This is a genomic window from Chryseobacterium elymi, from assembly GCF_003385495.1.
Lineage (GTDB): Bacteria > Bacteroidota > Bacteroidia > Flavobacteriales > Weeksellaceae > Chryseobacterium > Chryseobacterium elymi.
In genome coordinates this window covers 115775-136275 of record NZ_QNUH01000005.1, presented here as the reverse complement: position 1 = coordinate 136275, position 20501 = coordinate 115775, and the positions used below count along the sequence as shown (strand labels likewise).

Here is a 20501-nt window from a genome sequence, read left to right as displayed (position 1 = left end):
TTACAATGAAGAAGATTCTTTCAGCATTTCTACTGCTGTATTTTGCCTTGTCCTTTTCACAGGAAAAGAAACCAACGTTCTGGCAGGACATTCAAAATTTCAAAAAAACGGATCAGGAAAATCCTCCGCCTAAAGACGCCATTCTTCTGATAGGAAGCTCTTCTTTTACGAAGTGGACAGATGTTGCGAGCTATTTCCCTGATAAAACAATTATCAACAGAGGTTTTGGAGGTTCAAGGTTGACAGATTTAAATGATTTTGCTGACGATCTTTTAAGCCCTTATCAGCCTAAACAGATTATTATCTACTGCGGCGAAAATGATTTTGCAGATAACCATGACCTGAAAGCAAAAGTTGTTGTGAAAAGGTTTAAAGCATTCTACCAAAAGATCCGTGAAAGATTTCCCAATATAGAAGTGGACTATATTTCTATAAAATATTCGCCGAGCCGCGAAATGTTGTGGCCACAAATGAAAGGAGCGAATAAAAAGATTGCCGCTTTCATGAAAAAAGAACCGAATGCAGAATTCATAGATATTACGAAAGTCATGGAAGATTCCAGCGGAAATGTAAGAAAAGATCTTTTCGTGGAAGATATGCTCCATATCACCCCGGAAGGCTACGAAATCTGGGCAAAGGTTATGAAACCTTATATGAAATAATACCTGTTATAAACAAAAAAATCCCTGAACGGGATTTTTTTTATTTCTTTTTCTTAGATTTCGATACTGATATCGATTTCTGCTGGGCTCTGTTAGCTCCAAATTTCTTCGGTGCTTTTCTTTTGGAAGGTCCACCCCAGTTTTCTTTCTTGTTTTTATCTTTTTTCTCGTGAAATGCTCCTCCTCCTTCATACAGTTTTACCTGCGCAGGATTTTTCATAATGATCACATCTTCTTCGGAAGCAATTTTCTTAGGATTGATTTTCACCTCTGCAGGGAAATCATTGAACTTAAGATCTTTATCCATTAAGAGCTCAATGTCAAGAACATAAGCTTCTTCTTTCTTAGTCACGAAAGTAATTGCCTTACCATCTTTATCCGCCCTACCCGTTCTTCCTATTCTGTGGATATACTGCTCAGGAATTTCCGGAGTCTCAAAGTTGATAACATGGGTAATATCTGAAATATCAAGACCTCTGGCCATTACATCGGTAGTAATTAATCCTCTGATCTCTTCGTTTTCAAACCTCTTCATAGCTTTAAGCCTGTAGTTCTGGGATTTGTTTGAGTGAATGACGTCAAACTGCTCAGGGAAAAGTTCATCAATTTTAGAAAACAGAAGATCAGAATTCTTCTTATTGTTTGTGAAAATTAATACTTTAGACATTTCATCTTCATTATTTTTCAGTAAATATTCAAGAAGATTGATTTTTGTATTAAAGTTTTCTACCTTGTATCCGGTTTGGTCAATTTTTTCAAGAGGTGTTCCTGATTTTGCCAATGAAATTTCTACCGGGCTGGCAAAGTACTGATCCAGCATTTCATCTACAGCATCTGTCATGGTAGCCGAGAAAAGAATATTCTGCCTTTTCGGCTTCATCATTTCGAAAATATGAGTAAGCTGTGGTCTGAAACCTAAGTTCAGCATCTCATCAAACTCATCAATGATTAATTTCTGAACCTCCCTCAATGAAATCGCATTGTCAATGGCAAGGTCCATTACCCTTCCCGGAGTTCCTACCAGAATATCACATCCGTTATTAAATAAAAGTTTCTGTGTATTGATATTTTTTCCTCCATATATTCCGATTACCCTTGCTGTAATATTTTCTGTCAGTTTCTCAACAATTTCAGCTACCTGTACCACCAATTCTCTTGTAGGAACAAGAATCAAAACAGTAGGATTCCCTGTTTTGTTGTATTTCCATGTTTTAAGAACGGGCAGAAGATAAGCCAATGTTTTCCCGGTTCCGGTCTGCGCGATCCCCATTACATCTCTTCCGGAAAGTATAGGGCCAATGCTCTTTTCCTGAATAGGTGTAGGTTCGAATAGTTCCAGATCCGCTAAAACATCAAGAATTTTAACCGGCAGGTCAAAATCCGCAAAAGTGAGTTTTTCCATGGTGCAAAGATAGGTATTTAAATTTAGAGGTTAAAGAGACAAGAATCAAGATATCAGACCTGAGATGCTGAATCATTAACTCATCAACTCTAAACCAGCAACTCATTTTCTCTAAAAGAATCTCACCTAATTCTGAAATCAATTCACCTTAACACTTTCACTTTTAATCCTGATATCATCATCTTTCCAAATACTTGAAGTAATGATCACGTACCCTTTCTTTTTTGGATCTTTTCTGATTGGGAATTTTTCTTCTTCCCACTGCGAACAGTGTGTGGAAATAGAAGGCACAAGTGTTTTCCATCCGATTTTATCTAAGGTATAGACAAGAAAACCATGCCAGCAGCTTGTACACCAACCGGGATAAAAACCAATCTCATCTTTTCCATCTTCATTAAGGTCTCCCAAGTTATACAAAGTACCGTCATAAGCGGGTGAAACTATGAATGACTTTATTTTTTTATCACTGAAATAAATAGTCGTTTCACATTTCCCATCGCATTCATCAGAACAATCACTGACTTTGGTGTAGGCATATTCTTTTGTTCCATTACCGTCAAAATCTCCTAAAAGTCTATCTTCATTAGTTTTCTGGGCTATAAACAATGAACCACAGAAGGTCAGAGTTATTAAGATAAGTTTTTTCATAGGCTACTTTTTTGTTTCAGGTTGGGGATCAAAATGCAAAATTATAAAAGTAAATTTTGGGATTCCCGACCGGTTTAAATCTCCAAACTAAGGTATTCATTTATTTCCTGGTTACTCTCAGTAAAAGAACCAAAACCAATATAACAGAAAATACAAAGCCTAAAACTGCAACTAAAGACATTTCACCGATCCGTGGACCTGATTCTGAAACAAAAACAATAGCTGTGGCAATAATATTGGCCCCAAGAACCATGGCTAAAATTAAATTGACAATACTGGATTTAATTAGTTGGTTGGTTTTTTCAATATTTTTAATCTCACTGGATACCGTGAATTTATTATCATCCAGCTTCTGAAGCACAGATCTCAGCTCTTTAGGAATTTCATCTACATTATCTGTGAAATTCATCATCCGGTCCATTCCGGTTTTTAAAAGATTTTTCGGTTTGATCTTTTTCGTCAGGATTCTTCTGGTATAAGGATGCAGACTCTTCACAATATCCAGATCCGGATTGATCGTCCTCCCAACACCTTCTATCAGACTGATCCCTTTAAACAGAAGATAAAAATAGTCCGGCATATAAAGCCTGTTATCCTTCAGAATATCCTTCATTTTATTAATGATCACTTGAACATTGATATCCTGCAGCGATGAACTGTGAACAAAATTCAAAATATCTTCTACATCATTTTCAAACCTCCTTTCATCAGGAATCTCGTAGCTAACAGCCATTTTTTTGAGATAGCGGACAATTTTATGTGGATTTTTAGCTACAAAACTTACGATCAGGCTTTCAAGAATTTCCTTATCATTCGGCTGGATCTTTCCTACCGCACCGAAGTCTATAAAAACAATTTTACCATCTTTTTTTACTAAAATATTACCAGCGTGCGGATCAGCATGGAAAAATCCGTAATCCAGAATCTGTGAAACAAACAGTCTTAAACCTACTTCCGATACTTTTACAGGATCAATGTTATGGGCTAAAAGAGAAGCTTTGTCAGTTACCTTAATCCCGTCAATAAACTCCATGCATAGAATATTATTGTTGGAATATTCTTCATAGATCTTCGGAACATAGGTTTCCTTATTATTCTTAAAATTTCGGGCAAAATGCAGAATATTTTCTTTTTCATTGATGAGGGAAACTTCTTCCAGCAAAGATTTTTCAAAAGTAGAGATCGCCTGTTTCAGATTGAGCTTTTCTCCTATTTCAGAATAAGCAGAGATCAGTTTTTCCAGGTCTTTTATGAGAAGTAGATCATCTTCAATAACGGTCTGTACATCAGCTTTCTTGAGTTTGAGGATCACAGGACTTCCATCCAGCAAAACAGCTTTATAAACCTGTGCAATAGATGCAGTGGCCAAAGGTTCTTTCTGAATTTCCTGAAAATGATCTTTAACAGATATATTGAATTCATTCTCAAGAATTTCTTCTACATCCATATCGACCGTATCTACCTTGTCCTGAAGTCTCTGTAACTCCTGGATCAGTTCTGGCGGAAGCAGGTCTTCCCTATTACTGAAGGTCTGGCCAAGCTTTACAAATGTAGGTCCAAGCTCTTCCAGCACCAGTCTGATCCTCTCATATACTGTCCCTTTAGAAATGACCTCATCCGGATCAACAGAAACTGTTTCCTGCTTATTTCCTGTATTCATCCTTGCCAGCATATCTTTAAACCCGTATTTACTCAGTACGGAAATGAGTCTTGCTGATCTTTTCAGTTTTCGTTGCTGCTTGTCAAACATATATTTCTAAATAGTTGGTGCAAATTACTCCAAAAATTGTTCCTATTGCTATTTTTATTTGCATACGAACGTATATCATATGACTCAATTGTCTTTCAATCATTGAAGTTCAAATTAAAAAGGAACCATCACTTACATAGGTTCCATAAAAAAAGCCGCCTGAAATGGCAGCTTTATTTTAAACAATATCTTTAATAAGTGATTATCCTACTACTTTAACATTGTCTGCCTCAGGTCCTTTTTTACCTTCTTTAATCTCAAATTCTACTGCCTGTCCTTCTTTTAAAGATCTAAGGCCTGAAGACTGAATGGCTGAATGATGGCAAAAAATATCGTTTCCGCCTCCGTCTGGTGTAATAAAACCAAAACCTTTTGTTTCGTTAAACCATTTTACTGTTCCTGTCATTATATTTTATTTAAATTGATCAGTGAAGATAGTAAATTTAAGAATATCCTCAAAAAAAATATATATTCTTAGCTTATTTTTTTCAAATCGCTGAAAATGCTGAAGAAAAAAATTTACATTCCTGATATTATTTAATGTATTTTTTTATCTTTATACCCATCAAACTAACCTATAAATATTAAAAAATGAAAAATTTACGAAACAACAAACTTTCAAGAGAGCAATTAAAAGGAATTAATGGAAGCGGCATTATTATCGGAAACTGTTCAAATGAATGCTGTCCTACTGACGGAAGACCAAGATGTCCAAAACTGATATGCCCTGCCGTGGTATGCCCTCAGTATATGTAAAAAGAACTTATCTAAACAAAATATCCTGTTCAAATTGAACAGGATATTTTTATTTAAAATGATAGTTTTCTTATTTAAGGTAAGTTTCATACAGATCTTTTCTGCGGTCATTCATCACCTGAACAGAGCCGTTGTGATGAAGATCTTTTAATAAGTTCAAATCTACGTCTACAATCAATGTCATTTCTGTATTGGGAGTAGCTTCTCCTTTTACGGCATTGGACGGAAAGGCAAAATCTGAAGGTGTAAATACGGCAGCCTGTCCGAACTGGATATCCATATTGTTCACTCCCGGAAGATTTCCTACACAACCTGCGATAGCAACATAGCATTCATTTTCGATAGCTCTTGCCGCTGCACAGTGACGTACTCTTATATATGCATTCTGAGTATCCGTAAGATAGGGTACGAACAGAATTTTCATTCCCTGGTCTGCCAGAATTCTCGGCAGTTCGGGAAATTCCACATCATAACAGATGACAAGGCCTATTTTTCCACAGTCAGTATCGAAAACCCTGATCTCGTTTCCGCCTTTCATTCCATAGTATTTTCTTTCATTCGGAGTGATGTGAATCTTCCGGTATTCATCGATCCGGCCATCACGGTGAAGGAGATAACTCACGTTGTACAAATCGTTATGATCATGATCAAAAACAGGCATGCTTCCGGAAATAATATTGACGTTGTAGCTGATGGCCAGTTCGGAAATTTTATTCTTAATATCCTCACTTAATTTAGCCAGTTCTATCATACTGTCTCTTTCTGAAAGCTTATTGAACGGCGCCAGCAACGGAGTATTGAACAGTTCCGGGAAAAGGACAAAATCGGATTTGTAATCCCCCATTACATTGACAAAAAACTCTACCTGCTCATAAAATGCATCGATATTTTTAAAATGTCTCATCTGCCACTGTACAAGTCCCAAACGAATGATGCTGTCCTGCATCGTATTCGGCTTTTTACTGTAGTAGATATTATTCCATTGAAGCAAAACAGCATTTTCCAGTGACGATTCATCTTCGGGAAGATATTTTTTGAGGATTTTGATGGGAAGAAAGTTATTGGAAAGCTGAAAGGACAATACAGGATCGTAAATTTCCTTGTCTCTTACTCTTCTGATGTATTCTCTCGGGGAGAGCTCGTCGCTGTATTTATGATAGTTTGGGATTCTTCCACCCAAAATGATGGATTTGAGATTAAGCAGTTCACATAATTCTTTTCTGGCATCATACAGTCTTCTTCCCAGACGCAATTCACGAAACTCAGGGTCAACAAAGACTTCAATCCCATAGAGTACATTTCCTGTGGAAAGATGGGTATTGAAGGTATAATTTCCTGTAATATCGACATAGGTATGATCGTCTCCGAATTCGTCATAATTCACAATAATGGAAAGTGCTACAGCAGCCAGTTTTCCGTCTACCGTGATGCAGATCTGACCTTTAGGGAATATTCTGGTGAGCTTTTCGATGCTTTTTTTAGACCAAATAGATTCAGACATCTGCGGGTAAGCGCGTTTCATTGTTACTACCAGTTCATCATAATCCTGAAGGGTCAGGGCTCTTGTTTCTATTTGCATTTGACGTAATTTTACTTAAATTTAGTGAAAATTTATTTTAATAAATAATTACTCAGCAAAACATTATCCAAAATATCAATTAGGAATGGCAATAATTTTTCTGAATCAAAGTGAATGTCCTATTTGTAAAAAAACTTTAGACAAAGGACAAGATATTGTTTTATTTCCATCTTTTACTTCGGATAAGAATGATAAGTTTTACGTATTCAATGATGAGGGAGCTCACCGTTCTTGTTTGCAGAAAACAAAACTTGGAATAGAAGCATTAAAATTTTTAAAAACAAAATCTCCAATATAACAAAAAAATCCCACCCAAAACGGGCAGGATTTATATTATCAATTCAAGTCAAAAATTATTCCCACTCAATCGTTGCAGGCGGTTTGCTTGAAATATCGTAAGCTACTCTGTTGATTCCTCTTACTTCGTTGATGATTCTGCTGGATACAGTATCAAGGAACTCATAAGGAAGTCTGCTCCATGTTGCCGTCATAAAATCGATGGTGTTGGCAGAACGGACTACAGCTGTATATTCGTAAGTTCTTTCATCTCCCATTACTCCTACTGATTTTACAGGAAGAAGCACTACGAAAGCCTGGGATACTTTTTCATAAAGATCATTTTTGTATAATTCTTCGATGAAAATATCATCAGCTTCCTGAAGGATTTTCACTTTTTCCGCGTCTACAGCTCCTAATACCCTGATTCCTAATCCAGGACCCGGGAAAGGGTGTCTGTGTACCAAATGATGCGGAATACCTAGCTCCTCACCTACTTTTCTAACCTCATCTTTGAAAAGCTCTCTTAATGGTTCCAATAATTCGAATTCCATATCTTCAGGAAGTCCTCCTACATTATGGTGAGACTTGATCACTGCAGACGGTCCGTTGACAGACTGGCTTTCGATAACGTCAGGATAAATGGTTCCCTGAGCTAAGAATTTAGCGCCTTCAATTTTATGGGATTCTTCATCAAAAACGTGGATAAACTCGTTTCCGATAATCTTTCTTTTCTGTTCCGGATCATCTACTCCTGCCAATTTTGAAAGGAATCTTTCTTTAGCATCAACCATTTTAATGTTCATATGGAAATGTTCCCCATAGTTATCCATTACTTTCTGGCCTTCGTCTTTTCTCAATAGCCCTGTATCAACAAAAATACAGGTCAGCTGATCTCCGATTGCTTTGTGAATTAACACTGCAGCTACAGAAGAATCTACGCCTCCTGAAAGTCCAAGGATCACTCTGCTGTCTCCTACTTTTTCACGGATCTCTTCAACAGTTTTCTCGATATAGTTGGTCAGTTTCCAGTTTTTCTCAGCATTACAAATGGCAAAAACAAAATTTTCAAGCATTTTTCCGCCTTCTTCTGTGTGAGAAACCTCCGGGTGGAACTGTACGCAGTAGATTTTTCTGTCTTCATTGGACATGGAAGCCATTACTCCTGATTTTGCATTCAATTCAAAACCTGCAGGCAATGCTCCTACTTCATCAAAGTGACTCATCCATACGATAGAATTCTGAGTAACTCCTTTGAGTAAAGAACTTTCTTTAATGATATCCAAATGGGCTTTTCCGTACTCTCCTTTTTCACCTTTGTTTACTTTTCCGCCTAAAAGGTGAGCCGTAAGCTGCATCCCGTAACAAATTCCCAAAACAGGAATTCCCTGCTCATACAGTTCTTTTTCAACCAGGTGAGCATTTTCTGCGTTCACAGAGCTTGGTCCTCCGGAAAGGATAATTCCTTTGGGTTGTTTTGCTAAAATATCCTGTAAAGGTGTATTGAAAGGAAGGATTTCAGAATATACCCCCATCTCACGGATTCTTCTTCCGATAAGCTGGTTGTACTGTGATCCGAAATCTAATATGATAATACCGTTGTTCATTATTATAATTGATAAATGATGATTGATAAATGATGAGTTTTGGCTAAAGCCAAATTTGATTTCTTTTGTTTAATCAGGCTAAAGCCCGATCCTATTGATGAAAACTTTACAAAAAAAGACTTGGAAATGTTCCAAATCTTTTTTTTGATTTATTTTAAAACTTTCCGATGTCTTCTCTGTAGAATCCGTAATCGAAATGGATGTGGGCTGCATCTTCGTATACCTTTTTGCGGGCATCGTCGTAGGTAGCTCCGGTAGCCACCACGTTCAGAACCCGTCCGCCGTTGGAAACTACTTTATCTCCTTTTCTTACTGCGCCTGCATAAAGAAGTTTAGAATGTTTCAGTTTGCCCTCTCCTACAATTTCATATCCTGTTTCGATATTTCTAGGGTAACCTCCTGAACACATTACAAGACATACTGCCTTTTCGTCCTTAAACTTAAGCTGGATATCTTTTCCATTCATACAGTCCTGAATCACATCAAGAAGGTTGTTTTCCATTAGTGCCATTAATACCTGAGTTTCAGGATCTCCGAATCTCATGTTGTATTCAAGAAGGTAAGTTCCGTTTTTAGTGACCATCAATCCGAAGAAAATAATCCCTTTGAAGCTGAATCCTTCTCCTTTAAGACCGTTAATGGTAGTCTGTAAAATATTTTTTTCAAAATCAGCATAATGCTCCTGAGTAAAATCCGGGCTTGGCGCTACAGATCCCATACCACCGGTATTTGGTCCTGTATCACCGTTTCCGGCTTTTTTATAATCTTTTGCAGCAATACAAGGGAAAATCTTTTCACCGTTTGAGAATGCAATGATTGAAGCTTCAAAACCTTCTAAATATTCTTCGATAACCAGACGGATTCCGGCATCTCCATAAATTCTTCTGATCATGAAGTCGTGGATGGTAGCTTCAGCTTCTTCAAGATTGTCACAGATGACCACCCCTTTTCCGCCAGCCAGACCGCTTGCCTTGATCACCAAAGGATACTGCTGTGTCTGAACATATTCTTTAGCATCGTTGTATGAATCAAATACTACAGCTTTAGCTGTTTTGATATCATAGGTCTGCATAAATTTCTTAGAGAAAGCCTTACTTCCTTCCAGGCTTGCTACTTTTTTGTTGGGACCGAAAACTTTAAGATCGTGCTTTTTGAATTCATCTTTCAGACCTGCTACAAGAGGTGCTTCAGGTCCTACGATGGTAAGATCTACCTTTTCTCTAATGGCGAAATCTCTCAGTTCTTTGATCTCTGATAAATGAACATTTTTCCCTATTACATCGGTGGTAGCATTACCGTTAGCAAAAAACATTTTAGAAATTCTCGGATCGTTCTGAAGCTTTGCCGCTAAAGCAGATTCTCTACCGCCTTCACCTATGATTAATATTCTCATACTTTATTTATTATCTAGTCTATTTTACAAATATATAATTTTGAATGCTATAAATACAATCCCCAATTATTTTTTAATTCTATTTTAATTAATGTAAAAAGTGTCTAACCCCTGTAAACATCATTGGGATACCGTGCTCATTGGCAGCATCAATACTGTCCTGATCTTTTACACTTCCGCCTGGCTGGATGATGGCTTTAATTCCTTCTTTAGCGCAGAAATCTACCACGTCACGGAAAGGGAAAAACGCGTCGGAAGCTAAAACAAGATCTCCTATGAATTTTTCTTTTGCTCTTTCGATGGCCTGTTCAGTAGCCCAGATTCTGTTCACCTGTCCGCCACCGATTCCGAAGGCCTGAATACCATTGGAAACAACAATTGCATTAGATTTTACATACTTCACCACTCTCTGGGAGAAAAGAAGCGCTTTTTTCTGCTCTTCTGAAGGCTGTATATCAGTTACTACCTTGATATCGTCTGAGAAATGAGTGTCATTATCCTGAACCAGGATACCACCATCGATCTTCACCCACGTTTGTTTATCAGAAACAGGGTTAACGATTTTTATAATTCTAAGGTTTTTCTTTTTTCTTAAAACTTCAAGAGCTGCTTCATCAAATTCCGGAGCCATTACGATCTCAAGGAACGTTTTGTTCAGTTCTTCAGCTGTAGCCGCATCGATTTTGTAGTTCATTGCAACAATTCCGCCAAAAATAGAAACCGGGTCACATTCGAAAGTCTTTTGGTAAGTTTCTAAAGCTGAAGTTCCGATCGCTACTCCACAAGGTGTAGAATGCTTCACCGCGCAACATGCCATTTCTTCTTTGAACTCAGTGACTACTTTCCAGCAAAGGTCCATATCACGAAGGTTGTTGAAAGAAAGTTCTTTACCACCCAGCTGTTCAAAATCTTTCATCGCACCGTTCTCAAACGTAGAAACGTAATAAGCAGCAGTCTGGTGAGGGTTTTCACCATATCTTAAATCTGATGCTTTTTTGTATGAAGCATTAAGATAGGTAGGATATTCTTCATCTAAAAGCATTCTTGAAATAGCCCCGTCGTAAGCTGAAGTAAGGTTGAATACTTTTCCTGCAAGCTTTTTACGTGTTTCGATGTAGGTATCACCATTCTGTTCCATTTCCAATCTTACCGTTGCATAGTCTTCCACATCGGTAATTACGGTAACGGAATCAAAATTCTTAGCGGCAGAACGAAGCATTGAAGGACCTCCGATGTCGATAAACTCTACCTTCTCATGTAAAGAAATGTCTTTGTTCACATTTTCAAAGAAAGGATAAAGGTTTACGATTACCATGTCGATCAGGTCAATTCCGTGTTCCTGAACAGTTTTCATGTGCTCTTCATTGGAACGGACTGCTAAAAGACCTCCGTGCACTTTCGGGTGAAGGGTCTTCACTCTTCCGTCCAGCATTTCAGGGAAATTGGTTACCTCATCGATCTGAATCGGATTTAAACCAGCATCTTTCAAGTGTTTGAACGTTCCTCCTGTAGAAATCAACTCATAATTCCGGGCTTCCAAGAACTGGGCGAACTCGATCAATCCGCTTTTGTCAGAAACACTGATTAAAACTCTCTTTTTACTCATTTTACTTTCAATTTTTTACTTTTTACAGCTATTTCAAACTGTAGCCCGGTCTTTCACCCCCGGCCTTACTTTTATTTACTTAGATTTTTTTTAATGTAGCAATGTATCAGTCTAGCAATGTAACAATGAATTTAATTGACACACCGGTACATTGTTATATTGGTATATTATTTAATTTCCTAAAACTTTATTGATGGCTTTTGGAAATATTTCATATTCAATATGGTGAACTTTCTCTGCTATGGTTTCCGGAGTATCTTCTGCGGTTACTTCAAAAGATTTCTGAAGAATAGCTTCCCCTTCGTCAATTCCCGGAGTTACAAAATGTACGGTTGCACCGCTTACTTTTTCTTTGGCTTCAATAACTGCATGGTGAACATTCATTCCCCACATTCCTTTTCCCCCGAATTTCGGAAGCAGTGCCGGGTGGATATTGATAATCTTTCCGGACCAGCTTTCACAGAACTCAGGTTTCAGAATGGATAAGAATCCCGCCAATACGATCAGATCTGTATCTTTCGGAATCACATTTCCCAATTCACTGCTGAAATTCTTTCCTCTGGGAATCAGAACGTTTTCTATATGATGATTTTTGGCTCTTTCAAGTCCGTAACATTCTCTGTCTGCCACGACCAAAGATACTTTTGCATTTTGGATCTCTCCGCTGTCAATGGTATCTATGATTCTCTGCAGATTGGTTCCGGAACCTGAAACGAGTATAACGATGTTTTTCATGTTGTTAATGTAACAATGTATCAGTCTAACAATGTAACAATGAATTTAATTGGTACACTGGTACATTGATCGATTGTTATATTGCTAAATTAATTTTCTCGCTTCCTTCCGTGATTTCCCCGATTTCGTACGCATCATCTAAAAGGTGCAATACTTTTTCAGCGTGCTCTGCATCTGCAACGATGATCATCCCTACTCCCATATTGAAGGTTCCGAACATTTCTTCTCGGGATACTCCGCCTCTTTTTTCCAATTCAAGCATCACACTAGGAATTTTGATTTTGGCAGCATCAATAGAAGCACATAATCCTTCAGGAATAATTCTTGGAACATTTTCATAAAGACCACCACCTGTAATGTGGGCAATACCGGAAACTTTTACTTCTTCCAATACTTTGTGGATGTCTTTATAATATAATCTTGTAGGTACTAAAAGAGTCTCGTATAAAGGTTTTCCTTCAAATTCTTCTTCGAAGTTAGGGAACACTTTTCTTACCAATGAAAATCCGTTGGAGTGGAATCCTGAGCTTGGCAGAGCAATGATTTTGTTTCCTGCTTTAATAGTAGAACCATCAATGATCTGATCTTTTTCTACAATTCCTACACAGAATCCGGCAACATCATAATCTCCGGGCTGGTACATTCCCGGCATTTCAGCAGTTTCACCACCAATCAATGCGCAATTGTTGTCCTTACATGCTTTCACCATTCCAAGAACGATTTCAGCAGCAATTTCTGAATCAAGCTTACCGCAAGCTAGATAATCTAAGAAAAATAATGGTTTTGCACCGTGGCAAAGGATATCATTGGCACACATGGCGAAGCAGTCGATACCGATAGAGTCATACTGTTTGGTATCCAAAGCTACTTTCAGCTTGGTCCCCACTCCGTCTGTTCCTGAAACCAGCACAGGGTTTTTATATCCTCCGATCTCATAGAAAGCTCCAAAACTTCCCAAATGGTTCAATACATTTGAGTTGTGGGTTTCGCCTACTGCTTTTTTGATCTTATCAACCGTTTTGTACCCTTCTTCTTTGTCTACGCCTGCTGATTTGTAAGTGTTGCTCATGTTTAATAATTTTTATTAATGTAGCAATGTATCAGTTTAACAATGTAACAATCATCTTGTTGGGAAAACCAAAAAACTGGTAAATTGATACATTGGTATATTGGTACATTTTATTTCTATAATTACTTTTTATATCGATTTTAGAAAATAAAAAAGCCGACAATCTTGGTAGATCATCGGCCGTTATTTTATCTCAGAATTTCAGAGCCCACAGTTTTCCCTTTCTCTGAGAAACATTCTTTAAAAGTGGTCTGAATTTTCATCTTTTTTCTTTTTGCAAAAATAGTAATTTTAAATTAATATTCAAATTCTATTTTTCAAGGATGATTTCAATGGCTGCAATCTTTTTGATTTTCTCTTTTAACTCGCTGTCTTTCTCTGTATTAGAAATCTTATGAGCCGCTTTATCAAAGTTGTCATTAAAGAAAGGAAGTGAGAAAGTTTCTACAATATTTCCACCGTGAAAAGGGAAACGCTTCGATGCAGCTTCTAAAACTCCGGCTCCTCCTCGGCCTCCCGGAGATGTAGACATCAATAACATTGGAACTTCATTCCATACGGTTCTGTCTTTGATTCTGGATACCCAGTCGAACACATTTTTGAACGCTGTAGAGTAAGTTCCGTTATGTTCAGGTAATGAAACCAAAAGAAGATTAGCTCCGTCAATTTTTGATGCAAAATCATGGGCTTCCTGGGGAACGCCACCTGCCAATTCTCTTTCGTGCTTATAGATCGGCATTTCGAAAGGATTAAGATCTACTACTTCTACTTCTGCATTTTCAAAAAGCGATGATGCATACGCTACTAATTGTCTGTTCATTGAAGCATCTGAATTGCTTCCTGCTATTGCTAAAACTTTCATTATTATCTATTTTTATATACTGTGTTCTATTTGTTATTTTAAATAAGCCGGCAATTCCATCGGTACTTCCATTAATAAGATCTCAGCATCTTCTATTGCTTCAATATTAAAGCTCTGAGTATCCCAGATTCCCAATCCGTCTCTTTCATTCAAAATTCTGTCTCCTACTTTAGCGCTTCCTTTTAAAACGAAGGCATATACCCCGTTTCCTTTTTTATTGAGCATATAGTTTTTTCCATTTCCTGCCTTAAAGTTAGCCAAATTAAACCATGCATCCTGATGGATCCAAACGCCATCATCATTTTTATTGGGAGATAAGATCTGCTGGAATCCATTGATCTTTTCACCTTCTTTAATGCTTTTCTGATCATATCTCGGTTCAACATTCAGTTCTTTAGGAAAAACCCAGATCTGAAGAAATTTCACCGCTTCATCTTTATTTTTATTATATTCACTGTGCATTACACCGGTCCCGGCACTCATTACCTGGATCTCTCCTTTTTTGATAACGGCAGTGGTTCCCATTGAATCTTTATGTTCCAGATCTCCTTCCAGAGGAATAGAAATAATTTCCATATCCCTGTGCGGGTGTGTTCCGAATCCCATTCCCTGTGAAACGATATCGTCGTTCAATACTCTTAATGCTCCAAAGTTCATTCTGTCCTTGTTTTGATAATTAGCAAAACTGAATGTGTGGTAGCTGTTTAGCCAGCCGTGATCTGCGTGGCCTCTTGAATCTGCTTTATGATATACTGTTTTCATACGTGATTATTTATAGTACAAATGTAAGGGATGAGAGCCTTTGAAACTGTTGATGTAGGTTAAGAAAGGTTTTAGGCCGTAGAAAAGGTGAAAATGTAATTGTTTTGGATGTCATTTGGGGTTAAATGTAATGGCGTAATTTATTCCTATTCTTTTGTTTTAAGTCGCAAGGATTTTATCGAAGTAAAATTGACTGAGGATATAAACTAGTTTTGAAATCTAATATTTGGCTAAAGCCTTCGACATGCTTTATTAGTATTTATTTCAATTTTTCTCTCTCTACTGGAGTTCCGAAAATATGTTTGCGGTGATTTTCGCCCCAATCTTTCAGGGATTCCACAACAGGGTGTAGTGTATTGGTATATTGTGTGGGATAGTATTCTATACTTACCGGATAGGTATCCTTAACTATTCTTTCAACTAACCCGTTTTGTTCGAGTTCTTTTAGTTCTTTGGCTAAAACTTTTGAGGTCAGTTTCGGAATGCTTCTTTCAATTTCAGTAAAACGCTTATTTCCTGCATTCAAAGAAATGATAATTTGTAATTTCCATTTCCCATTAATAACATCCAGGGTATCGCGGACAGGTTTTAACGCCTGCATGCAATCTTTATGATTGTGTTGCTTTTCCATTTTTTTACTTTCCTTTAGGTAACTACTATACTTTGGAAAGTAAAATTACAATAATTTTGTTATTCATAAAAACGAAAAAATATAAAACAAAATGGCAAATATTTTAAATATCCAAACCAGCATTAGTGGAGAAAACTCTGTGAGTAACAAGCTTTCTCAAGCTGTAATTAATCAGTTATTGGATAAAGACCCAAACAGCAAAGTGGTAATCCGTGATCTGGCTTTAAACCCGATTCCGCATTTGGAAATTCATCATTTCAGCGCTTCCCGAATTCCGGATGAAGAAAAGAATGATGAACAGAAGGAAGCTTCCAAATATTCTAACGAAGCATTGAAGGACATTCAGGAAGCTGATATTATTGTTATTGGTGTTCCTTTTTATAATTTCACTTTCCCTTCGACTTTAAAATCATGGATCGACAGCATTGCGGTTGCCGGAAAAACATTTTCGTATGCAGACGGAACACCAAAAGGTCTTTTACAAAACAAAAAACTGTTTTTAAATTTTGCCATCGGCGGAGTGTATGAAAACGGGCTCATTGAAAATATGGAGCATTATTTAAGAACTTTATTTGGATTCATCGGGATTACAGATGTAGAAGTTTTCAAATCTCAGGGAATGATGGTTCCTCAATTAAAAGAGGAGAATTTTTCAAAGGCAGTTGCAGATATTGAAACTGCTTTGGCGTAAATCGTGAATTATCATGGTGAATTTTTGCAATTTGTTATTGACAATTTCATTTTTAAACCATTAGCAAAATTAAATATTTAGATCATTAAATTTTGGCTAAAGCCCTTTGGTGATGGCATTAATTGAAAAAGCGGGCTAAAGCCCGCTTCTATTGAATTGTATTATGATTGACTGACATTCGAGGTTTCTGTGCTTCCAACATCCGACTTCTTCCTCTAGCTTCTAACCTCTAATTTCTAACTTTTTCCTTTAAAAATGTACCTGCTGGATTTCCTCTTCTATTTCCTTAGGGGTTTCATCTTCTGATTTTACAAAAATCATTGTAAGGACAGCTCCGATTAGCATGCAGATGCCTCCGACTACAATATAATCTATGGCTTGCTTTCCAAAGACACTGCTTACAATGGGTCCTCCGAAAATACCATTAATAATTTGCGGGATTACAATGAAGAAATTGAAAATTCCCATATAAACCCCCATTTTCTTTTGCGGAATCGAATCAATTAGCATGGCATAGGGCATTGCAAGAATACTTGCCCAGGCAAATCCTAATCCTATCATTGAAATCCAAAGACTATTAATGTCTTTAATAAAATACATTGAAATAAGACCTAGCCCTCCACAAACCAAAGCTAAAGCGTGGGTTTGCTTTTTGCCGATAAACTTAGCAATCGGAGTCAGGGCGAATGCAAAGAAAATTGCATAGAAATTATAGCTTCCGAATAAACTTCCCGTCAGATCTCCGGCTTTATTAAATTCCACTGAATGGGTATCATCAGGAGAAAGCCCGAAATGATGGGTTGCCAGAGCACTGGTTGTGAAAACCCACATGGTGAATAATGCAAACCATGAGAAGAACTGAACAATTCCCAGTTTTTTCATTTGAGAAGGTGCATTTTTGAAATCTTTAAAAATATCTGAGAATTTGGATTCATTTTTCACAATGGGTTTTCCACCTTCAAATGATGCGAACTCTTCCGGAGAATATTCTTTGGTCGTAATAATGGTATATAAAATTGATACAATTAAAACTCCTGCTCCAACGTAAAACGAGTAAATCACATTGTCTGCCACAAAACCTTTGGGAGCGGCATTTGACACTCCTAATTTTGTCAGCCAGTTCGGCAAATCAGACCCGATAACGGCACCGATTCCAATTAGGATTGTCTGAACGGAAAATCCAATCGTTGCCTGATGCTTTGGAAGCATATCTCCCACCAATGCCCGAAAAGGTTCCATTGCCACATTGATTGAGGCGTCCATCATTGCCAGAAAAATCACTGCTATCAATAAGACATTGGCAGCCATCATTTGTGTGGCAGAAGCAGCATTGGGAAGCATAACCAAACCTATTGCGCATAAAACCGCCCCGATTAAAAAATAAGGCTTTCTTCTTCCGAGCGGACTCCAGGTATTATCTCCCATATGCCCGATAATCGGCTGAACAATCAATCCTGTGATCGGCGCAACCAACCAGAACCAGGATAATTCATGAACATCTGCCCCGAAATTGGCAAGAATTCTACTTGCATTACCATTTTGCAAACCAAAAGCCATCTGGATTCCCAAAAATCCCATACTCATATTGATGATCTGAGCCATGGAAAGATTCGGTTTTATTTGTTTCGTAAAAGTACTGTGCGGAGGGTTCATTAATGTTTTTTTAATTCTTGGATTAAGATATTCTCAATGGCTGCTTTCTCTGCAACCACTTTATCAACTACATCATTCGGAACAGTTACAGAAAGTACATACTGTTTTACTTTCCAGCTTCCGTTTATTTTTTCTACAACGCCTGAACCTCTGCAGATTTTCATTTGGGTATCCAGAAGCTCATCAAACCATGCAAGTTTACCATCTTTGCTAAAATAGATATTCCTTTTAAGGGAAGTAAAATTCCAGGTTTTCTTTTTGTCAAAATAAGGTTTAGCCCAAACCATAAAAGCTTTTTTATCCCAAACTTCTGTAGCATCGGTTCCGATAAACGTGGACTCGTCTGCAAAGTAGTTAAAATAGGTATTGAAATCAGCTTTTGCAGCAGCAGTATTAAAGCCGTCCAGCATAATTCCTATTTCTGTTTTGTCTTTTTCAAATTTGGTCCCGTTGGACTGGGCGTGTACTCCCATAAAACCAAGTATAAAAAGCACTAATGTGTAAACTATTTTTATTTTTTTCATAGTATCATTGATTTAGTTTTAGAATTCGATGATCATTGGAGTTTTTGCAGGTACAGTAAGACTGTTTTCCATAGAAAATTCCTTTCCTGAAATGACATCTTTACCTTTTATCACACCATTTAATGATTCCGCAAAACGTTTTAAGTCTAATATCTGATCTTTTTCATTATTGTTGATGACTACCATTACATTATCCTTGGCATCATATCTGAAATAGACAAATAGGCCATCCTGAGGAACGTAATTTTTAGTTTTTCCGGTATGAATCACTTCTTTTCCTTTTCTCCAGTTTAATAATTTTTGGCTAAACTGATAAAATTCTTTCTGCTCTGGCGTCTGTAATGAAGGATTAAAAGCATTCTGTGTATCCGACTTCCACCCACCAGGAAAATCTCTGCGGATATCGGCATCACCTCCTTTAGCTTTATCTCCTCTCATCCCTACTTCTGAGCCGTAATAAATCTGTGGGATCCCTCTGACCGTAGAAATCAGGGTCAATGCCATTTTGTAGGCTTTGGGATCGGCATTGAATATCTCATTCCACCTTTCGGTATCGTGATTTTCAAAGAAGACCAGAAGATTATTAATGTCAGGATACAGGAAGTCGCTGGTAAAAACGTTGTAAAGCTTTACCATTCCTGTGTCCCAGCTTTCTTTTTCTTTAATAGCTTTCGGCATATCACCGTACAGCATAAAGTCCATAACGGAAGGCAGGTTAGAATTGTAGCCTGCTGCTTCTCCTGTCTTAGAATCTTTTTGCCACGCTGAAATCTGTCCTGCGGTATTAAGCCATGTTTCACCTACGATATTGAATTTTGGATATTCATCGGTAATGGCTTTTGCCCATTTAGCCATACCTTCTTTATCGTTGTACGGATAGGTATCTACGCGCAGCCCACCCAATTCGGCATATTCAATCCACCAGATTGCATTTTGGGTAAGGTATTTTAAAACCAATGGATTTTTTTGATTGACATCCGGCATGGTGGTATCAAACCAGCCATCCAGTGCATATTTTTTATCAATTTCTGAGGCATTGGTGTCAAACTGGGTCGTTGTTTTGTAATTGGACCGGTAAAAACCATTTTCTCCTTCATCAAACCAATGAATCCAGTCTTTTGAAGGCAGATCTTTGATAATCCAATGGGAGACTCCCCAATGGTTGGTTACATAATCCATGACCAGCTTCATATTCCGTTTGTTCAGCTTCTGGGAAAGTTCGCGGTATTCTTCATTAGTCCCGTAGCGGCCATCTATTTTATAAAGATCAGTTTGTGCATATCCGTGATAAGAATATACTTTTTCATTGTCTTCGTTAACGGGTGTAAGCCAAACAGACGTGGCTCCAAGGTTTTGGATATAATCAAGGTTGTTGATGATTCCACGAAGATCTCCGCCATGTCTCCCGTTCGGTAAGCTACGATCTGCTTTTTCAATAAGACCAGGTATGGAGTCATTTTTTTCATCACCGTTAGCAAAACGGTCCGGCATGATGAGATACATAACATCTTTTGAAGTAAAAGATTCACGGTCTGCGGATCCGGGCGCTCTTTGTTTCAGCTCATAAGTATAGGAGCTGATATTTTTCTTTCCTTTCTTGAGATTAATTTTAAACTTCGGAACATTGATCTCATTGGTATTGACTGTTACAAAAACATAATTGGGATTTTCAACTTTTTTTATGTCTTTTATCTGAATACCGTCGGAAAGTTCAATTTCATTTTGGGCAATATCTTTTCCGTATACCAGGATCTGAAGTTCAGGATTTTTCATTCCTTTCCACCAAAAAGCAGGTTCTACTTTCTGAATCTGAGAAAAAGCCACAGATGCTGCTGAAAGGGCAAAAATTGTATATATTTTTTTCATTTATGATTGTATTTTGATCAATAGTTTTG

20 protein-coding genes are annotated in these 20501 nt (G+C 37.5%); 4 read left to right on the top strand and 16 right to left on the bottom strand.

Features of this window, described 5'->3' with window-relative positions; translation table 11 throughout:
* Nucleotides 1-5 precede the first annotated feature (5 nt).
* Nucleotides 6-662: a GDSL-type esterase/lipase family protein gene (locus DRF60_RS07530; protein ID WP_116011486.1), complete on the top strand. Its 657-nt coding sequence runs from the start codon at nucleotides 6-8 to the stop codon at nucleotides 660-662.
* 40 nt (nucleotides 663-702) lie between these two features.
* Here DRF60_RS07530 and DRF60_RS07525 read toward each other — a convergent pair whose 3' ends face one another.
* The 4 genes from DRF60_RS07525 to DRF60_RS07510 all read right to left on the bottom strand — a co-directional run bounded on the left by DRF60_RS07525 (nucleotide 703) and on the right by DRF60_RS07510 (nucleotide 4868).
* Nucleotides 703-2064 (bottom strand): DEAD/DEAH box helicase, encoded by a 1362-nt coding sequence (locus tag DRF60_RS07525; protein ID WP_116011485.1) that lies wholly within the window; start codon nucleotides 2062-2064, stop codon nucleotides 703-705.
* 138 nt (nucleotides 2065-2202) lie between these two features.
* Nucleotides 2203-2712 carry a hypothetical protein gene (locus tag DRF60_RS07520; RefSeq protein ID WP_116011484.1) on the bottom strand — a complete coding sequence of 170 codons (510 nt, stop codon included), beginning with the start codon at nucleotides 2710-2712 and terminating at the stop codon, nucleotides 2203-2205.
* A gap of 100 nt (nucleotides 2713-2812) precedes the next feature.
* Complete coding sequence (locus DRF60_RS07515) at nucleotides 2813-4462, bottom strand: ABC1 kinase family protein (protein WP_116011483.1); 1650 nt, start codon at nucleotides 4460-4462, stop codon at nucleotides 2813-2815.
* A gap of 202 nt (nucleotides 4463-4664) precedes the next feature.
* The gene (locus tag DRF60_RS07510) at nucleotides 4665-4868 is read right to left on the bottom strand and encodes a cold-shock protein (RefSeq protein ID WP_167409426.1); all 204 of its coding nucleotides are present in this window, start codon (nucleotides 4866-4868) and stop codon (nucleotides 4665-4667) included.
* Between the two features lie 185 nt (nucleotides 4869-5053).
* On the opposite strand from DRF60_RS07510, the gene DRF60_RS21355 reads away from it, so the two are divergent.
* A complete protein-coding gene (locus DRF60_RS21355; protein ID WP_167443717.1) occupies nucleotides 5054-5218 on the top strand; it encodes a hypothetical protein in 165 nt (54 codons plus the stop codon).
* Between the two features lie 70 nt (nucleotides 5219-5288).
* Here DRF60_RS21355 and DRF60_RS07505 read toward each other — a convergent pair whose 3' ends face one another.
* Nucleotides 5289-6797 (bottom strand): carbon-nitrogen hydrolase family protein, encoded by a 1509-nt coding sequence (locus tag DRF60_RS07505; RefSeq protein ID WP_116011482.1) that lies wholly within the window; start codon nucleotides 6795-6797, stop codon nucleotides 5289-5291.
* Nucleotides 6798-6882: 85 nt separating this feature from the next.
* Here DRF60_RS07505 and DRF60_RS07500 point away from each other — a divergent pair, with 85 nt between their 5' ends.
* Nucleotides 6883-7095: a hypothetical protein gene (locus DRF60_RS07500; protein ID WP_116011481.1), complete on the top strand. Its 213-nt coding sequence runs from the start codon at nucleotides 6883-6885 to the stop codon at nucleotides 7093-7095.
* Nucleotides 7096-7150: 55 nt separating this feature from the next.
* Here DRF60_RS07500 and guaA read toward each other — a convergent pair whose 3' ends face one another.
* The 8 genes from guaA to DRF60_RS07460 form a co-directional block, all read right to left on the bottom strand.
* On the bottom strand, nucleotides 7151-8680 hold the full coding sequence (gene guaA / locus DRF60_RS07495; protein WP_116011480.1) for a glutamine-hydrolyzing GMP synthase: 1530 nt from the start codon (nucleotides 8678-8680) through the stop codon (nucleotides 7151-7153).
* Nucleotides 8681-8834: 154 nt separating this feature from the next.
* On the bottom strand, nucleotides 8835-10073 hold the full coding sequence (gene purD / locus DRF60_RS07490) for a phosphoribosylamine--glycine ligase (protein WP_116011479.1): 1239 nt from the start codon (nucleotides 10071-10073) through the stop codon (nucleotides 8835-8837).
* 88 nt (nucleotides 10074-10161) lie between these two features.
* Nucleotides 10162-11679: a bifunctional phosphoribosylaminoimidazolecarboxamide formyltransferase/IMP cyclohydrolase gene (gene purH / locus DRF60_RS07485; protein WP_116011478.1), complete on the bottom strand. Its 1518-nt coding sequence runs from the start codon at nucleotides 11677-11679 to the stop codon at nucleotides 10162-10164.
* Nucleotides 11680-11850: 171 nt separating this feature from the next.
* Nucleotides 11851-12414 carry a phosphoribosylglycinamide formyltransferase gene (gene purN / locus DRF60_RS07480; protein ID WP_116011477.1) on the bottom strand — a complete coding sequence of 188 codons (564 nt, stop codon included), beginning with the start codon at nucleotides 12412-12414 and terminating at the stop codon, nucleotides 11851-11853.
* Between the two features lie 76 nt (nucleotides 12415-12490).
* Entirely contained in the window at nucleotides 12491-13483 is a 993-nt protein-coding gene (gene purM, locus DRF60_RS07475) for a phosphoribosylformylglycinamidine cyclo-ligase (RefSeq protein WP_116011476.1), read from the bottom strand.
* 310 nt (nucleotides 13484-13793) lie between these two features.
* On the bottom strand, nucleotides 13794-14345 hold the full coding sequence (locus tag DRF60_RS07470; RefSeq protein WP_116011475.1) for an NADPH-dependent FMN reductase: 552 nt from the start codon (nucleotides 14343-14345) through the stop codon (nucleotides 13794-13796).
* Between the two features lie 33 nt (nucleotides 14346-14378).
* Nucleotides 14379-15107 carry a pirin family protein gene (locus DRF60_RS07465; RefSeq protein ID WP_116011474.1) on the bottom strand — a complete coding sequence of 243 codons (729 nt, stop codon included), beginning with the start codon at nucleotides 15105-15107 and terminating at the stop codon, nucleotides 14379-14381.
* 259 nt (nucleotides 15108-15366) lie between these two features.
* Nucleotides 15367-15738 carry a winged helix-turn-helix transcriptional regulator gene (locus DRF60_RS07460; RefSeq protein WP_116011473.1) on the bottom strand — a complete coding sequence of 124 codons (372 nt, stop codon included), beginning with the start codon at nucleotides 15736-15738 and terminating at the stop codon, nucleotides 15367-15369.
* Nucleotides 15739-15829: 91 nt separating this feature from the next.
* On the opposite strand from DRF60_RS07460, the gene DRF60_RS07455 reads away from it, so the two are divergent.
* On the top strand, nucleotides 15830-16429 hold the full coding sequence (locus DRF60_RS07455) for an FMN-dependent NADH-azoreductase (protein WP_116011472.1): 600 nt from the start codon (nucleotides 15830-15832) through the stop codon (nucleotides 16427-16429).
* 249 nt (nucleotides 16430-16678) lie between these two features.
* Here DRF60_RS07455 and DRF60_RS07450 read toward each other — a convergent pair whose 3' ends face one another.
* The 3 genes from DRF60_RS07450 to DRF60_RS07440 are packed head-to-tail and all read right to left on the bottom strand — an operon-like array spanning nucleotide 16679 to nucleotide 20472.
* A complete protein-coding gene (locus DRF60_RS07450) occupies nucleotides 16679-18082 on the bottom strand; it encodes an MFS transporter (protein WP_116011471.1) in 1404 nt (467 codons plus the stop codon).
* On the bottom strand, nucleotides 18082-18606 hold the full coding sequence (locus tag DRF60_RS07445) for a nuclear transport factor 2 family protein (RefSeq protein WP_116011470.1): 525 nt from the start codon (nucleotides 18604-18606) through the stop codon (nucleotides 18082-18084). The genes DRF60_RS07450 and DRF60_RS07445 overlap by 1 nt, the downstream gene beginning before the upstream one ends.
* Nucleotides 18607-18624: 18 nt before the next feature.
* Complete coding sequence (locus DRF60_RS07440; protein WP_116011469.1) at nucleotides 18625-20472, bottom strand: glycoside hydrolase family 13 protein; 1848 nt, start codon at nucleotides 20470-20472, stop codon at nucleotides 18625-18627.
* Nucleotides 20473-20501: the final 29 nt, after the last annotated feature.

What these genes read in the sequence shown, in the direction of transcription:
- DRF60_RS07530 (WP_116011486.1), top strand. Translation starts at nt 6, where the DNA reads ATGAAGAAGATTCTTTCAGCATTTCTACTGCTGTATTTTGCCTTGTCC.
- DRF60_RS07525 (WP_116011485.1), bottom strand. Translation starts at nt 2,064, where the DNA reads ATGGAAAAACTCACTTTTGCGGATTTTGACCTGCCGGTTAAAATTCTT.
- DRF60_RS07520 (WP_116011484.1), bottom strand. Translation starts at nt 2,712, where the DNA reads ATGAAAAAACTTATCTTAATAACTCTGACCTTCTGTGGTTCATTGTTT.
- DRF60_RS07515 (WP_116011483.1), bottom strand. Translation starts at nt 4,462, where the DNA reads ATGTTTGACAAGCAGCAACGAAAACTGAAAAGATCAGCAAGACTCATT.
- DRF60_RS07510 (WP_167409426.1), bottom strand. Translation starts at nt 4,868, where the DNA reads ATGACAGGAACAGTAAAATGGTTTAACGAAACAAAAGGTTTTGGTTTT.
- DRF60_RS21355 (WP_167443717.1), top strand. Translation starts at nt 5,054, where the DNA reads ATGAAAAATTTACGAAACAACAAACTTTCAAGAGAGCAATTAAAAGGA.
- DRF60_RS07505 (WP_116011482.1), bottom strand. Translation starts at nt 6,797, where the DNA reads ATGCAAATAGAAACAAGAGCCCTGACCCTTCAGGATTATGATGAACTG.
- DRF60_RS07500 (WP_116011481.1), top strand. Translation starts at nt 6,883, where the DNA reads ATGGCAATAATTTTTCTGAATCAAAGTGAATGTCCTATTTGTAAAAAA.
- guaA (WP_116011480.1), bottom strand. Translation starts at nt 8,680, where the DNA reads ATGAACAACGGTATTATCATATTAGATTTCGGATCACAGTACAACCAG.
- purD (WP_116011479.1), bottom strand. Translation starts at nt 10,073, where the DNA reads ATGAGAATATTAATCATAGGTGAAGGCGGTAGAGAATCTGCTTTAGCG.
- purH (WP_116011478.1), bottom strand. Translation starts at nt 11,679, where the DNA reads ATGAGTAAAAAGAGAGTTTTAATCAGTGTTTCTGACAAAAGCGGATTG.
- purN (WP_116011477.1), bottom strand. Translation starts at nt 12,414, where the DNA reads ATGAAAAACATCGTTATACTCGTTTCAGGTTCCGGAACCAATCTGCAG.
- purM (WP_116011476.1), bottom strand. Translation starts at nt 13,483, where the DNA reads ATGAGCAACACTTACAAATCAGCAGGCGTAGACAAAGAAGAAGGGTAC.
- DRF60_RS07470 (WP_116011475.1), bottom strand. Translation starts at nt 14,345, where the DNA reads ATGAAAGTTTTAGCAATAGCAGGAAGCAATTCAGATGCTTCAATGAAC.
- DRF60_RS07465 (WP_116011474.1), bottom strand. Translation starts at nt 15,107, where the DNA reads ATGAAAACAGTATATCATAAAGCAGATTCAAGAGGCCACGCAGATCAC.
- DRF60_RS07460 (WP_116011473.1), bottom strand. Translation starts at nt 15,738, where the DNA reads ATGGAAAAGCAACACAATCATAAAGATTGCATGCAGGCGTTAAAACCT.
- DRF60_RS07455 (WP_116011472.1), top strand. Translation starts at nt 15,830, where the DNA reads ATGGCAAATATTTTAAATATCCAAACCAGCATTAGTGGAGAAAACTCT.
- DRF60_RS07450 (WP_116011471.1), bottom strand. Translation starts at nt 18,082, where the DNA reads ATGAACCCTCCGCACAGTACTTTTACGAAACAAATAAAACCGAATCTT.
- DRF60_RS07445 (WP_116011470.1), bottom strand. Translation starts at nt 18,606, where the DNA reads ATGAAAAAAATAAAAATAGTTTACACATTAGTGCTTTTTATACTTGGT.
- DRF60_RS07440 (WP_116011469.1), bottom strand. Translation starts at nt 20,472, where the DNA reads ATGAAAAAAATATATACAATTTTTGCCCTTTCAGCAGCATCTGTGGCT.